13 protein-coding genes are annotated in these 14,022 nt (G+C 42.4%); 5 read left to right on the forward strand and 8 right to left on the reverse strand.

Annotated elements, in window-relative coordinates:
* Positions 1 to 223: 223 nt before the first annotated feature.
* Genes BACCELL_RS10275 through BACCELL_RS10295 form a run of 5 tightly spaced genes read left to right on the forward strand, consistent with a single transcriptional unit; the run spans position 224 to position 4,325 of the window.
* A complete protein-coding gene (locus BACCELL_RS10275; protein WP_007211692.1) occupies positions 224 to 1,075 on the forward strand; it encodes a hypothetical protein in 852 nt (283 codons plus the stop codon).
* Complete coding sequence (locus BACCELL_RS10280; RefSeq protein WP_007211693.1) at positions 1,072 to 1,824, forward strand: cytidylyltransferase domain-containing protein; 753 nt, start codon at positions 1,072 to 1,074, stop codon at positions 1,822 to 1,824. Before BACCELL_RS10275 ends, BACCELL_RS10280 begins: the two co-directional genes overlap by 4 nt.
* A gap of 59 nt (positions 1,825 to 1,883) precedes the next feature.
* Positions 1,884 to 2,924 carry an N-acetylneuraminate synthase family protein gene (locus BACCELL_RS10285; RefSeq protein ID WP_007211694.1) on the forward strand — a complete coding sequence of 347 codons (1,041 nt, stop codon included), beginning with the start codon at positions 1,884 to 1,886 and terminating at the stop codon, positions 2,922 to 2,924.
* 3 nt (positions 2,925 to 2,927) lie between these two features.
* Positions 2,928 to 3,791, forward strand: coding sequence for a glycosyltransferase (locus BACCELL_RS10290; RefSeq protein ID WP_007211695.1), 864 nt, complete (start codon positions 2,928 to 2,930; stop codon positions 3,789 to 3,791).
* 33 nt (positions 3,792 to 3,824) lie between these two features.
* Complete coding sequence (locus BACCELL_RS10295; protein ID WP_007211696.1) at positions 3,825 to 4,325, forward strand: KdsC family phosphatase; 501 nt, start codon at positions 3,825 to 3,827, stop codon at positions 4,323 to 4,325.
* Positions 4,326 to 4,429: 104 nt separating this feature from the next.
* Here the strand turns inward: BACCELL_RS10295 and BACCELL_RS10300 are convergent, their stop codons facing one another.
* The 8 genes from BACCELL_RS10300 to BACCELL_RS10335 form a co-directional block, all read right to left on the reverse strand.
* Complete coding sequence (locus tag BACCELL_RS10300) at positions 4,430 to 5,443, reverse strand: glycosyltransferase family 2 protein (RefSeq protein ID WP_007211697.1); 1,014 nt, start codon at positions 5,441 to 5,443, stop codon at positions 4,430 to 4,432.
* Entirely contained in the window at positions 5,443 to 6,891 is a 1,449-nt protein-coding gene (locus BACCELL_RS10305) for a lipopolysaccharide biosynthesis protein (protein WP_007211698.1), read from the reverse strand. Before BACCELL_RS10305 ends, BACCELL_RS10300 begins: the two co-directional genes overlap by 1 nt.
* Positions 6,892 to 7,019: 128 nt before the next feature.
* Positions 7,020 to 7,382, reverse strand: a complete 363-nt coding sequence (locus tag BACCELL_RS10310) for a hypothetical protein (protein ID WP_044153582.1) — start codon at positions 7,380 to 7,382, stop codon at positions 7,020 to 7,022.
* Positions 7,345 to 7,674 (reverse strand): ATP-binding protein, encoded by a 330-nt coding sequence (locus tag BACCELL_RS10315; protein WP_007211700.1) that lies wholly within the window; start codon positions 7,672 to 7,674, stop codon positions 7,345 to 7,347. The genes BACCELL_RS10310 and BACCELL_RS10315 overlap by 38 nt, the downstream gene beginning before the upstream one ends.
* Positions 7,675 to 7,692: 18 nt before the next feature.
* Complete coding sequence (metG, locus tag BACCELL_RS10320) at positions 7,693 to 9,732, reverse strand: methionine--tRNA ligase (protein WP_007211701.1); 2,040 nt, start codon at positions 9,730 to 9,732, stop codon at positions 7,693 to 7,695.
* A gap of 132 nt (positions 9,733 to 9,864) precedes the next feature.
* Positions 9,865 to 10,911, reverse strand: a complete 1,047-nt coding sequence (locus BACCELL_RS10325; protein ID WP_007211702.1) for an MAC/perforin domain-containing protein — start codon at positions 10,909 to 10,911, stop codon at positions 9,865 to 9,867.
* A gap of 48 nt (positions 10,912 to 10,959) precedes the next feature.
* Positions 10,960 to 11,694, reverse strand: coding sequence for a hypothetical protein (locus BACCELL_RS10330; protein WP_007211703.1), 735 nt, complete (start codon positions 11,692 to 11,694; stop codon positions 10,960 to 10,962).
* A gap of 166 nt (positions 11,695 to 11,860) precedes the next feature.
* Entirely contained in the window at positions 11,861 to 13,603 is a 1,743-nt protein-coding gene (locus tag BACCELL_RS10335) for a tetratricopeptide repeat protein (protein ID WP_007211704.1), read from the reverse strand.
* Positions 13,604 to 14,022 lie beyond the last annotated feature (419 nt).

The raw sequence follows: 14,022 nt of genomic DNA on the forward strand, positions 1-14,022 counted from the left end.
GATTACGGGACACAAGTGTTTGATTTGTACCGTGCAAGTGTTGTGGAAATGTATTGTAGGTGTTACGTAAATGTATTGCAAGTGTTGCAAATGAACCGAATAAGCGTTGTGAATCTGCCGTTTAAATGATGCCACATGGTAGGGCGAATAATTGTTCGCAGGTAGTCTGAAAGTACTTGGTATTTGTAGTTCATAAACTATAGCTCGTAACTTTTATAACAATATGGGAGAAAAAGGTTTGAAATGGTTGGAACAGCTTTGGCAGTGCTTCCTCAGTATAGTGAAAATCCTGTTGCAGTCCAAGTGGCGCACGCGCTTGCCGTCTTCTTTCAGTAATCCGGATGAATTGCTGATATTGGCTAACGGCCCTTCGCTGAACCGCACGGTAGAAGATTCGACGGATTTCATCAAGGGAAAAACCTTGTTGGCAGTGAACTTCTGTGTAAGTTCTCCTATGTTCGAGCGTCTCCGCCCCGAACTTTATCTGATTGCAGACCCGCTGTTCTGGATCGTTCCCGAGAAGCGTATACAGCTTTTCAAGACAATGGCCGAGAAGACTACCTGGGACATGAACTTCTTTGTCCCTGCCCGTGCCCTGAAGAATAAAGAATGGCAACCCTTACTGGCGGGTAACCCCCACATCAAGCTCTATGTTTATAATACAACGCCTATCGAAGGCTTCCAGGGTTTCTGCAACTGGATATTCCGCAAAGGCTGGGGCGTTCCCCGTCCGCATAACGTGCTGATACCTTCTATCGCTATGGGATTGCGCCTGCCTTTCAAGAAAATCTATTTGGCAGGTGCTGACCATTCCTGGTTGCCGGAGATCACCGTAACGGACGACAACGTAGTACTGATGCACCAAAAGCACTTCTACGACCAGAATAAATCGCAGGCCGAAACCGTGAAACAGGAAAACTTGAACAGTGCCCGGCTTCACATTATTCTCTATCACATGCACGTAGCCTTCAAGTCCTATTTTATACTCGAAGCCTACGCACGCCGACTGGGTAAGGAAATTGTCAATGTCACTCCCGGCTCTTATATCGACGCTTTTAAACGGATGAAATTATGAAAGATGGAATAATCATTCAGGCACGCACCGGTTCTACCCGGCTGCACAACAAGATTCTGCTCCCCTTCTATGGCGAACAGCGCATCATCGACATTCTGATAGCCAATATCAAACAGGCTTGTCCGGACAAATGTATTGTACTTGCCACCACCAATCGCCCGCAGGACGATGTGCTTGCCGAAACCGCCCGTCAGGCGGGTATCCTTAGTTTTCGTGGCGACGAGGACAATGTACTCGACCGCTTTATCCGTGCTGCCGAAGTTTTCGGTATCAACCGCTTTATCCGTGTTTGTTCGGATAATCCGTTCCTTCGTCCCGAAACTTTCAATACCTTCTTTGCCGAACACAATTTCTGTCCGGCAGATTATATTGCCTATGGCTTTGCTGATGGGCGTCCTACCATCAAATCCCATTTGGGCTTATATTCCGAGTTGACAACGATTGACGCTCTGCGTCGTGCCGCCGTTTCTACGCAAGAGAAACTTTACATCGAGCATGTCACTATCTATCTCTATACGCATCCCGAAAAATTCAAGGTGCGTCTGCTTCCGTTGCCGGCTGAGTTGGAAGGGCGTTTCGATCTTCGTTTCACTCTCGATACGATGGAAGACTTCACCTTGCTACAGGAACTTTATGCCACCTTCCATGAGAAGACCGACCGTAGTGTGCATGCCCTGTTGCAACTGGTGCAATCGCATCCCGACTATCGTGCCAGAATGTTGGAGAATATTGCAAGAAATGAAAAATAGCCCATACATACCTTCTACCGCCGTGCAGCCAAGTGTAATTCGTAATTTATAATTCGTAAATGAATAGTACTTATATAATAGGAGAAATCGGACAGAACCATAACGGTTCCGTCGATATAGCCAAACTGATCGTAGACCTGGTGTCCCGCCCTGTTCGTGAAGAAGTGTTCAATATAGAACTTCGTCCGATGGATGCGGTGAAATTGACTAAACGGGATTTGAATGAAGAACTGACGGACTCACAGATGAACCGTCCGTATGATTCCCCCCATTCTTTCGGACGTACCTACGGCGAACATCGTGCTTTTCTGGAGTTGACGGACGAGGAACACTTCGAGGTGTATAGGCACGCCAAGTCTTTAGGGCTTGATTTCGTGGAAACACTTTGCTCCAAAGGCTGCCTCTCTTTGCTGAAACTCTTCACGCCCGACCGTCTGAAAGTGGCAAGCCGCGATCTTACCAACCTGCCGTTGCTGGAAGTGATGGCTGAAACCAAGATACCCATTATTCTGTCTACCGGCATGGCAGGCAGAAAAGAACTGGATGATGCTTTGGAGGTGATTACCCGTTATCATAACAACATATCTATCTTGCATTGTGTATCCCAGTATCCTACCCAGCCTGATAATCTGAATCTGAAGACTATCACCTATCTGAAACAGCACTATGGGCAGTATTGCATCGGCTTCTCCGACCATACCATCGGTATTGCCGCTCCTATCGTTGCCGTGGGTATGGGTGCGGAAATCATAGAGAAGCATGTCACCATCGACCGCCGTATGAAGGGAACCGATCAGCAAGGTTCTCTTGGCCCCGACGGTGTGAACCGCATGATACGTGATATCCGTATTGCCGAACGTTGGCTGGGAAAAGAAGAACTGTATATCGACTCTTCCGTTGCCTCGGCAAAGGTGAAACTGGAGCGTTCCATTGCAACGAATAAGACGCTGCATCCCGGAGATATCATTACCGAACAAGATATCCATCTGTTGAGTCCCGGTGACGGCTTTAAGTGGGTGGAGCGTGCGAAAGTGGTAGGGCATAAAGTACTGAAAGAAATTCCCCGGAATGAGATTATCTATCCGGATGTCATCCGATAATTTATGAAACTCTTAGGCATAGTCATCTTATATTACCCGGATGATTCGGTAGTAAAGAATATCGCTACCTATCTTGCTCAACTGGATGAATTGATGTTGTGGGATAATACTCCGGCTACAGATCGCAGGGAGCTGGATTTGGATTCTTTGGGAGACGGGAGAGGGAAAATCATTTTGGATGGTTGCGGTGAAAATCTGGGCATTGGTTCTGCGCTGAATAAGGCGGTGGCATATGCCCGTGCAAATGGATTTACGCATCTGCTGACCTTGGATCAGGATAGCTGTTTCGGTGGGCGGAACTTCGAAAGCTACCTTCGGGCAATCCGTAGCTATGGTGAGGACAAGGCTGCCATTTTCTCTACCAATTATTTCATTAAATCCCAGCAAACCACCATGTATCCGCCAACGGACTCTGTGGATGAAGTGTATTCGGCAATGACTTCGGGAAGTATATATCCGGTTAGCCTGTTCGATACTTTGGGCGACTTTATGGAATCCCTCTTTGTCTGGGGAGTGGATTGTGAGTTTTGTTGGAGGGCTAAAAGGAAAGATATTCCCGTTTTATGTTTCAAGAATATTCTGTTGACACACGATTTGGGTTATCAGAAGAAGAAAAGGCGTTTGCTGGGAAAAGAAGTATTTCCTAATGAATACGGTCCGGCCCGTTCCTACTATAATGTGCGCAATGGTATTCTCCTGCATCGTCTGTATCCAGAGGCGTTGAATTTGAAGTCGCATTTGCGCTATCATTTTTATAAGCGTGTGGTTTTTATCATACTGTATGAGCGGCAGAAGTTCAGTAAGTTGTGGGCATTGCTGTGTGGCTATCGCGATGGGCTGAGGGGAAAGAGCGGGAAGTGGAAATAAATGATTGTATCATCTGAATAAAAAGAAAAAACTATGTTACCAAAGTTAGTGATTACCGATATTGATGGTGTGTGGACTGATGGTGGAATGTACTATACCGAACAGGGCGATGTGATGAAACGCTTCTCTGTGAAAGACGGCTGGGGAGTTATTTTCCTTCGCAAGCTGAATATACCTGTAGCCATTATGACGGGTGAGAATACGCAGATTGTTCAGAAGCGTGCTGATAAACTGAAGATAGATTACTGCTACCTGGGAGTGAAAGATAAAGTGGCACAGGCGGAAGATTTATGTCGTGAGTTGGGCATTACGTTGCAGGATGTTGCCTTCATCGGTGATGATGTGAACGACTTGGCTCTGCTCCGTAAGGTTGGATTCAGCGCTTCCCCCAGTAATACACCGGATTATGTGAAACGTGAGGTCGATTACGTCACCGCACAGCATGGGGGCTTTGGTGCCTTTCGTGAGTTTGTGGAGAAACTGCTTTCTGATAATGGGATGCTTGAAGGAGTGCTTCAGCAGTTTCTATCCTGAGGTTTTTCCCTTACTTTGTAGACCTTGATTTCCCGGAAAGAGGTAGGTGTCGTATAAGTACCTGTTACAATAGAAACAGTTTTATTTGTCATTTTTGCGTGTCTTTAAGATTGTTCAATAGCTTTGATAATTTCTTCTTTTTCCGGTGTGGAGAATGTACAGGGGTAGCTTTGCATACCTTGTACCGCTTTCAATCCTTTCTGAGTATATCTCCAGTCAGCCAGCCTGTTTACCCAACGTAACAGGGGATGCTTATGAGTGAATTCCATAATCTTCCTTTTGCCAGAGATTTCGGCAGTGTCTTTAGGCATATCGCTGATGCTGCAAATAAAGGAGAAAGCATCTTCAAGCGTATCACCTTCCCGGGCTGCCAGTAATTCTGATAACGCCAGAAGGAAACCTTGATATTCCTCCCGATATTTATGAGAGGTTTTGATAACTGAAACAGGTACGGTGGTTTCCGTGGCGGAACCTCTGATACGCTCGCGGGCACTGTAGAAATAGGGTAGTGTAGCATATTTGCCGAAGATAAGCGCAGCATGGTTAAAGAACTCTTCAGCCAGGAAAAGGTTGCGGAAACGCAGGCTTCCGTCCGGGTTGAAACAAGCTGCATACATCCTCTGAAAAGCTTGTGTCCGGATGACGGAGTAGAGTAATGAGGCATACATGTTCTTCTCTTGTAAAAGTCTTTCCCGGGGAGTGTCGCCCGTTACTTGTTTATCGAAGTAGCGGATATAGCGAGGGTAGAATGATATTTTCCCTTTATGGGGAGTGAAGGTCAGGTAATGTCCCTGTGCAGTGCTGTAATCTGGGTGTTCGTCTAGAAATGCGGTCATCTGCGCAATGCCGGAGGGAACAGCGAAATCATCATCAGCGCAATAAAGCACATAGGGTGTATTAATCATCGGAAGCACTTCTTTCAGCTTCAACAGGAAATGTAGTTTAGGACGGTGCAGATAAGTGATGTCCGGGTACTTCTCCGCATCGGCAAACGGATGGTCGGATGAGTCGGGAACAAGAATCTTGATATCTGTGCGGCTATAGTAGTCGAGCAATCTGCGCAAGCGCTCGGGACGGTTGTGCGCAGGGATGATTACAGTTACATTTTGCAGTGTCATTATTGTATGGTTTTCTTTTTAAATAGATATTGAAGACTTTCCCTGAATACGGTCGACTTCAGGCTCCACATCAGGAATATGTAGAGTGAGGCAGCTAAAGCGATTTTCACCAGTAAGGAAAGATAGATGTTCTTCACATAACCTGCCACCCAGTAAGTAAAAGTCATTACGGCTACAGATATAATGAGATAGGGAGCTATATCCTTCAGTGTATTAAGCAGGGAAATTCCGATATGTTTATGAGCAAAATAATGCCAGATGAGTAGCCAGAAGATATTGGCTGCTGTATAGACTATCAGCATGATATTCAGACCGTACGGGTAACTACCCCACACGCATAATAGTTGGAAGATGCCCAGTGCGATGGTGTTCCACATATATACGTTCGGCCGGCCGATGCTATTCATCAGGTTGGAGTAAAGAGTTGAAATAGGCATGAAGGCTCCCCATACGCACAGTATCTGCATGACGGGTACACAGGGTAGCCATTTCTCTGTAATGCTTATTACGATCAGTTCCTGAGAAACAATGGCGAGCCCCAACATAGCGGGGAAACTGACAAAGGCGGTGAAGCGCATCAGCTTGCGGAATATGTTTTGCAATCGTTGCCTGTCCTCCGAGGCTTCCCTGAACACAGGTTGCCCTACACTGTTTATCATTCCGAAAATGGTGGAATATCCCATCGTCGTCCACTTGCTTCCCTGTGAGTAGTAACCGGCTTGCTGGATGGTGTAGAAACGTCCCAGCAATGCGGAGAAGATGTTGTTATTGATATGAGTGAAGAGCGAGGTAAAGAGTAATTTACTGCTGAAAGGCAATAATTCCAGTAATGGGTGAAAGCGGAACGAAAAAGTAGGCCGCCAGGGAGAGAATATCCAAAGCAGGATAGTGTTGGTGCTGACATACACAACGGTCTGTACGGCAATTCCCCAGTATCCCCAGCCATGGTAGGCACAACTGACACCTGTAATACCCGAAATGAGAATGGCGGCTATCTGTATCTGACTACGCTCTTTCACCATGAGATTACGGAAAAAATAGGCCGTAGGGGCAGTACCGAAACTTCCGATGAAGAAACTCAGAAATTGGAAACGGGCCAGCCGGGTAAGCTCGGGTGTATGGTAGAAATCGGCGATGAAAGGAGCACAAAGAAAAAGTATGAGGTAAAGTGATGCGCCGATACTGATGTTGAACCAGAATACGGAATTATATTCCTCATGCTTTACCTCTTTCTTATTGACAAGTGCCAGGATGAAGCCACTCTCCGAGAAAATTCCGGCCATGGCGGAGAAGATGGTCAATACGGCCACCATGCCATAGTCTGTTGTGGATAACAACCGAGCAAGGAATATGCCGAAGACGAGGTTTAGCAGTTGCATGGCGCCGTTGCCTATTCCGCCCCAGAATAATCCTTTTGCTGTTTTCTCTTTGAGTGATGCTTCTGTCATTCCTTGTTCGATTTATGATTAAGATATCATTTAATTGCGTTTAAATCTCGGATAAATTGCTCGTAAATGTTAAAATACATATTGCTTATTATTAGCATGTTACATTCATAACCTCGTTTAAATTGCGTTTAAATTGCGTTTAAATTATCCGCATTAAGAAACCAATCCGAGTGTATGCCTTTGGATACATTTCTAATCTTATCCTGCTTCCTTAGTTTGGTAAGTAGGTTTCTGACTTTTGAGTGTTTTTGGCTTTCGCTCAATACATCTGGCAACTTATTCCAAAGTAATTCTGTTATTTCCTTTTTTGTAAGCGTACCGTGTTCAGTGAGTGCTTTTAAAATTAAATCACAATAATAACTGTCCTCAAATCCTTTATTGTTGGAATAGGCTGTTTTCTGATCTAATTGCTGAGCAACCGGTTTTGCTATAAATAGGTTCGGCTTTCTTCCTTCAATAAGCTTTTGATAATGATTCGCCATCGCGTCCATAATAGTATCCTTTATAAGAAGTCGGGATTCCTTTAGGAGCTGCCGGAATTTGAAACATGATAACTCTTTTCCCTTGATACATGATTTCATGTATTTCCGTAAAAGTAATGCCACAGTTGGTCCCTTCGGCTATTTCTCTTTTTAGGGCGTCAAGCGAGGGACGTGTCGGTTTATATGAGCTGCCTAAAACAGCGTGAGTCTTATCATGAATGCCGAATAACAACCACGCAAATTCTTCTTGGCCAAGATTGGCTTCGTTGCTACGTGCAGATATGAGTTCTTGAGTTGTCATTCGGCATTAAGATTATTTTTACTTCACTTCGCTACCCGGCTTCACCTCCTTCATGGTTGTAACTACGGAGAGTGAACCGTCAAAGTTCTCGGCAGAGAGGATCATACCTTCGCTGACGATGCCTTTCAGCTTACGCGGAGCAAGATTGGCAATGAAACATACTTGTTTGCCTACCAATTCTTCCGGATTGTAGTGTTGTGCGATACCACTGACGATAGTACGGTTTTCCAGTCCGTCGGCAATCTTGAATTGCAGTAATTTATCGGCTTTGGGAACTTTCTGACATTCCAATACGGTACCCACGCGAATATCCAGCTTCATGAAGTCGTCGAATTCGATATTCGGGCGGATAGGATTGGCTTTGTAGTTGGCTTCCTCATTAGCCTTTTTCGTATCGAGCAACTTCTGTACCTGTGCTTCAATAACGCTGTCTTCTATCTTTTCGAAAAGCAATTCAGGAGTAGCCAACTGGTGTCCGGCCGGCAATAAATTAGTGCTGCCCAAAGTAGCCCAGTCGAAGCTGTCCATGTTCAGCATCTTGCGTAGTTTTTCGCTGCTGAACGGTAGGAATGGTTCGAATGCAATGGCAAGATTGGCAACCAGTTGCAGGGAGATGTTCAGGATAGTGGCTACACGATCCATATCCGTTTTGGCAATCTTCCAGGGTTCGGTATCTGCCAGGTATTTGTTTCCGATACGGGCCAGGTTCATGGCTTCCTTCTGTGCATCACGGAACTTGAATACATCCAGTAACTTTTCTACTTCTGCTTTTACATCAGAGAATTCTTTCAGTGTTTCGCGGTCGTACTCTGTCAATTCACCGGCAGCGGGTACTACACCATCGAAATACTTCTTGGTGAGTTGCAGGGCACGGTTCACAAAATTACCGTAAACGGCTACTAATTCATTGTTATTGCGTGCCTGGAAATCTTTCCAGGTGAAATCATTGTCTTTAGTTTCAGGTGCATTGGCTGTCAGCACATAGCGAAGCACATCCTGCTTGCCGGGGAAGTCTACCAGGTATTCGTGCAACCATACGGCCCAATTGCGTGAAGTCGAAATCTTGTCGCCTTCCAGGTTCAGGAATTCATTGCTCGGTACGTTATCAGGCAGAATAAAGCTTCCTTCTGCTTTCAGCATGGCAGGGAATACGATGCAGTGGAATACGATATTATCTTTACCGATGAAGTGGATCAGACGGGTTTCGGGATCTTTCCACCAAGTTTCCCAAGTGTCAGGCAGCAACTCTTTTGTGTTGCTGATGTAGCCGATAGGGGCATCAAACCATACATACAGCACCTTTCCTTCTGCTCCTTCTACGGGTACAGGAATACCCCAATCAAGGTCACGGCTTACCGCACGGGGTTGCAGGCCCATGTCAAGCCAGCTTTTGCACTGACCGTATACATTGGGACGCCATTCTTTATGATCTTCCAGAATCCATTGGCGCAACCAGCTTTCATGTTGGTCAAGCGGCAAATACCAATGCTTCGTTTCGCGCATTACGGGCTTACTTCCGCTGATGGCGCTTTTCGGATTAATCAGGTCTGTGGGGCTGAGGCTCGTACCGCACTTTTCGCATTGGTCACCGTAGGCACCTTCTGCATGGCAGTGGGGACATTCGCCTGTGATATAGCGGTCGGCAAGGAAAGTCTTGGCTTCCTCGTCGTAATACTGCATGCTGGTTTTTTCGATAAAATCGCCTTTATCGTACAGCTTACGGAAGAATTCCGAAGCGGTGTCGTGATGAGTTTTTGAACTTGTGCGGCTGTATACATCAAATGAGATGCCGAACTCTTTAAAAGACTCTTTGATAAGCGTATGATAACGGTCTACTATATCTTGCGGTGTTACGCCTTCTTTCTTGGCGCGTATTGTGATGGGTACTCCGTGTTCGTCCGAACCTCCGATAAAGATTACATCTTCTTTTTTCAGTCTCAGATAGCGGACGTAGATATCAGCGGGTACATAAACTCCTGCCAAGTGTCCGATATGAACGGGTCCGTTAGCGTAGGGCAATGCCGACGTAACGGTAGTGCGTTTGAATTTCTTTTCCATTGTGATATATGTATCTCTTTTGTTATGAGCGCATTTTGGTGTGCAAAGATAACGGTTTTCCACTCAAAGAAAAAGAGAAGACAATGAAATGTCCAATGATGTATTCAAAAAGATTCAGAAATTGTGTATCGGTTATTGATTGCAATACCGTAGAATCGCTTTTTCTATTTCAGTTTTCTTCTTTTCATCTTTCACAAAATCACTTATTAAAAATATATGAGTGGTAGAGTGTCCGATTCCAATTAAAGTTCCCACCTGATTATCAATTTCTCTAATCCACTTGTCAAAGCCCATGATTTTATCGCCTTTGGCAACAAAATGTGACGGGTTCCTTCCATTGGTTTTACAACGAATACTTACTTTACTGCATTCCTCAAAGATCTGGGTTGCCTCCAGAGGATAACGGGAAACGGAAAAGTAGTTGGTATAAACTTGAACTCGCTTTTTATAGTCTACGTCAGATAGCATATAGCTATATTGAGCAATATAAGAAATAGATGCATATCCCCCCAAGAGCACATCGGTAAGAACATGAGTACCATATTTTTTCACTATCTCATCCCCGTTACTCTTCTCTAAATCATTCAGGAACTCTTTAGACAAGAAAAAACATAAAAACTCCGGCCAAACATGGGGAAGGGTGTATCTGCTGGTAGGCTTTAGTAATTCTGCCTTGTAAAAGTAATTACCTTGCAAATTCTCCTCTATATCTCCTATGTCCTCAGTAAATAGTTCAAGAATATCATCTCCTATCTTCGTTTCCACATGGCTATTTGAATAGATATTATCTATATATCTATTTAGGTCCCGATTCTCATTTATAATCCAATGTCCTCCCTCGTACAACAAAGCTACTTCCATAGAATAAGGGTATAGTTTAACTGGTTCCTGTTTTATACAGTCATATCCGTCACCTGCTAACAGACGTTCTACATCAATAACTTTGCTTTTTACATTTATATATCCCTTTATGGTACTCTTTTTACAGTCAAATCCTCTGCCCAATAAGTCTATGTAATCATAGGTTTTATCGTTCGTTACTGTTTCTATAAATACTTTTATATCAACAGGATCTTTCTCTACTACAGTCGGCGGTTCGATTTCTGGTTCCGGTTCCGAAAAATCACATCCACTCCAAAGCAGTAACAGTACCCCAAATAAAGTGTAGTTCAGTCTCATATTTTAATTTTTATATTGACAGTGATAAAAAGCGATAAATTGGGTGCTTCATCGAGTTTCCCCTTCTATGTCATATCCTTCATCGTTAGAAGCTATGCAATTGATGTTATATTCGTTGTTAATCCCTTTCATTCTCAGCCAGTGAGCCTTAGGAGGAGGAGCCGATCTTGTAGTTTCGAATAAACCTAAGTTTAAAATAGTGTCCAACATATACAATGCTACATAGTCGCTTTCTCCTATATCATAAACTTCCGTGGCCTCATTGCCATCATCGTTCTTATAGGCGAGTGAAAGGTAGTATTTCTTCTCGGATTTGTATATTGAATATAACCCTTTTGCAATGTCCACATCTTGAACGGTTATGCGAAATGAGCGCTTTTCATCCTCTTTGAACCATAAAAAACCGCCTTCTTTCAATAAAGGGTGATTGCTTTCACGTATGATGGTTCCGATTTCATTGTCTACAACTTCTGCTTTTATAATAATACTGGTGTGGCAAATGTTATCTGTTATTTCAATAGTTGCTTTACCTTTCTGAATCGGTTTTATGACTATGTTGCCATATTCCCCGTCTTCATAGATATATGCTTCAGCTATATCAGAGTTCAAGTTATTTATACTATAATCCATATTACCGCTTAATATTTTTATTCTTCCCCAAAATGCTTTTGCTATTTTTATATCTTGTTTTTCAATGGTGAAATCAAGATAATGTTCATCGGATGAGCAAGAATGCAGAACCGGTATTAATATCAGGAAAAAGAAATGCGATAGTTTCATCATAATTAGGGTGTTTATAAAGTTTGTATAGATTGACGTTTACTTTATAATTTTTGAGTTTTTACAAATGTAGGGACTTCGTGTAAGAATCATGCGATAATTAAGTACGCAATAAGTACGCATTTTATATGTACTCAATAATAATAGTACGCAACAAGTACGCTTCTGACTACATTGAGCTAATGAAAATATCCCAATCTTCGGGGCTTCCATCCATATTGAAAACCTTCTTGTATAACCTTTTTCGTATGGATGTAATGGCTTGCTTGGTATGTGAGGTTATATATGCAATTTGGGTAGGAGGTACTCCTATTTTTATGAGTAGGCAAACTTGCATCTCTATTGTCTTCATTGGATAGAGATCAAGTAGACGTAGCGTGAAATCTGTATAGGCTTCATTTATGCTATGAGTCAGTTCTTGCCAGTCTTCTTTTTTAATTTTTATCCCTTGTTCCGCCTCTAGAAATTTGTGGTATATTGGTGATTTCTTTAAAATAGAGATACCTTGTTCACGAAATTCTTGTTTAGCTATAATTTGCTCATTGCTTTTTTCAATAAGCTTTTTCTGGAGATTGAGTAAATCTTGATTTAATGAACTTTTTATGCTTTCTGCACTCTGTAGCGATTGTTCCAGTTTTTTTATTTGCCTCCTGTTTTCCTCAATGCATGCCAAACTTTGGTTATATTGTTCTTCTTGCATTCTTTTTATTCTCCTTTGTTGGGCTAATTCTTCTTGTTTTTTTCTCTTATGATATTGCCAATAAACAGCAAAGATTAGTATAAGAGAGATGAGAAAGGAGATGAAAATAATATTCCATATCTTCTGGTTATTAGCCATATCTTTCAATCGGTTGTTTTCTTTTTCTTTTAATTGGTAATTGTATAATGAGTTTATTTTGCGTACTGTTTCTGTCTGAATAATATTTCTCGCAGAATCTGTATATGCTAAATCTTTGTCTAAATACTCTAATGCTTTTTTATATTCTCCTTTTAGACGTGCAATGTAGCCCAATCCCTGATAGCCTTCTGCCTTGTAGCTATATCGGTTCATGAGTGACAATTGGGTGTAATAATAAGTAGCTGAGTCTAATTGATTTGTATGGTAGTAATAACGCGCTGCCGTACAATAACGGGGAGCTAAATTGATAGTGTTGATCTGCTCAAAGGCAATTTGCATGCTTTGATAAGCTTTTTGATACATCCCCAGTTTAGTGTAATATTCAGATAGTTCACTGTTGACGATTCTTTTCAGATTTATGTTCTTTATTTTGTCAGCTAATTTATCTGCCTTTTCGTAGTAATATATTGCACTGTCCACCTTGTTCAGTGTGCTAAACGTCCGGCCGATATCTCGTAAGCTGTAAGTAATACTGATGCTATCCTTTGCCAAGATATCATATTGATATGCTTTGACGAATACATCGTGTGCTTTATCATATACTTCTTGATAAAGATAAAGGGTTCCTATTTGACTATAGATGCGACTTGTTAATCTATAGTTCATGCAAGCATTTGATGCATCAATAGCTTTGAAGAAATATTCCAGCGCCTGCGGTGCATCTCCCAAATCTCTATATATCCGTCCGGCATAATAATATGCTTCTGGTAGGTGTTTTTTATCTTTCCTCTTTTCATAATAGTGCAGTACTTCCAGTATCAAGCTATCGGAGGTATGTGTAATATACGCTTTGTCTCTGGCCTTTATGGTCAGTAGCTGATAATACATTTGTGCCTCTTTAGATTCTTGATGTGTACTGTCTTTGAATTGTTCTAACAATACGATAGCACTGTCCGGACAAGTATTTGCGAGAGAATCAGCAAGTTGTAAGACCTGAGGATAAGGTTTACTGTCACAGGAGAGGAAGTAAAGTGGTAAGAGAATGATTAGTAGTAGCGGTTCAGGCCATTTCATACGCGTGTTGTTTTAGTCGTTAGTGTTATTTAGCATACAAAGGTAATAAACTTTTGTTGAAGTTGAAGAGTGAAATTCGTTTTTTCGACTTTCGTGTTACTTGTCGTTGTTTACACTTATTATCTGACAATTTATTGTTCTGGGACTCTGCACTTACTGATGATAATCGCAAAATTGTTATTTTAAAATCTCCGACAATAATTGAGATGTTAGAGCATTGACATTTACTAATTAACAATGAATCTTAATAATGCTTCTGAATATGTCTCCACAAAGTATAAAAGCAATACTCTTTAATTTTTAGATTAATTTTATACATTTGCATGCTTGGTCTGATAATTCAGTATTGTTATTCAACCATTTTGTATGGTTATTTATACGAATCTTTTTTGCAATGAAACAAAACAACTTTTTAAGTT

The organism is Bacteroides cellulosilyticus DSM 14838 (assembly GCF_000158035.1).
Classification (GTDB): Bacteria; Bacteroidota; Bacteroidia; order Bacteroidales; family Bacteroidaceae; genus Bacteroides; species Bacteroides cellulosilyticus.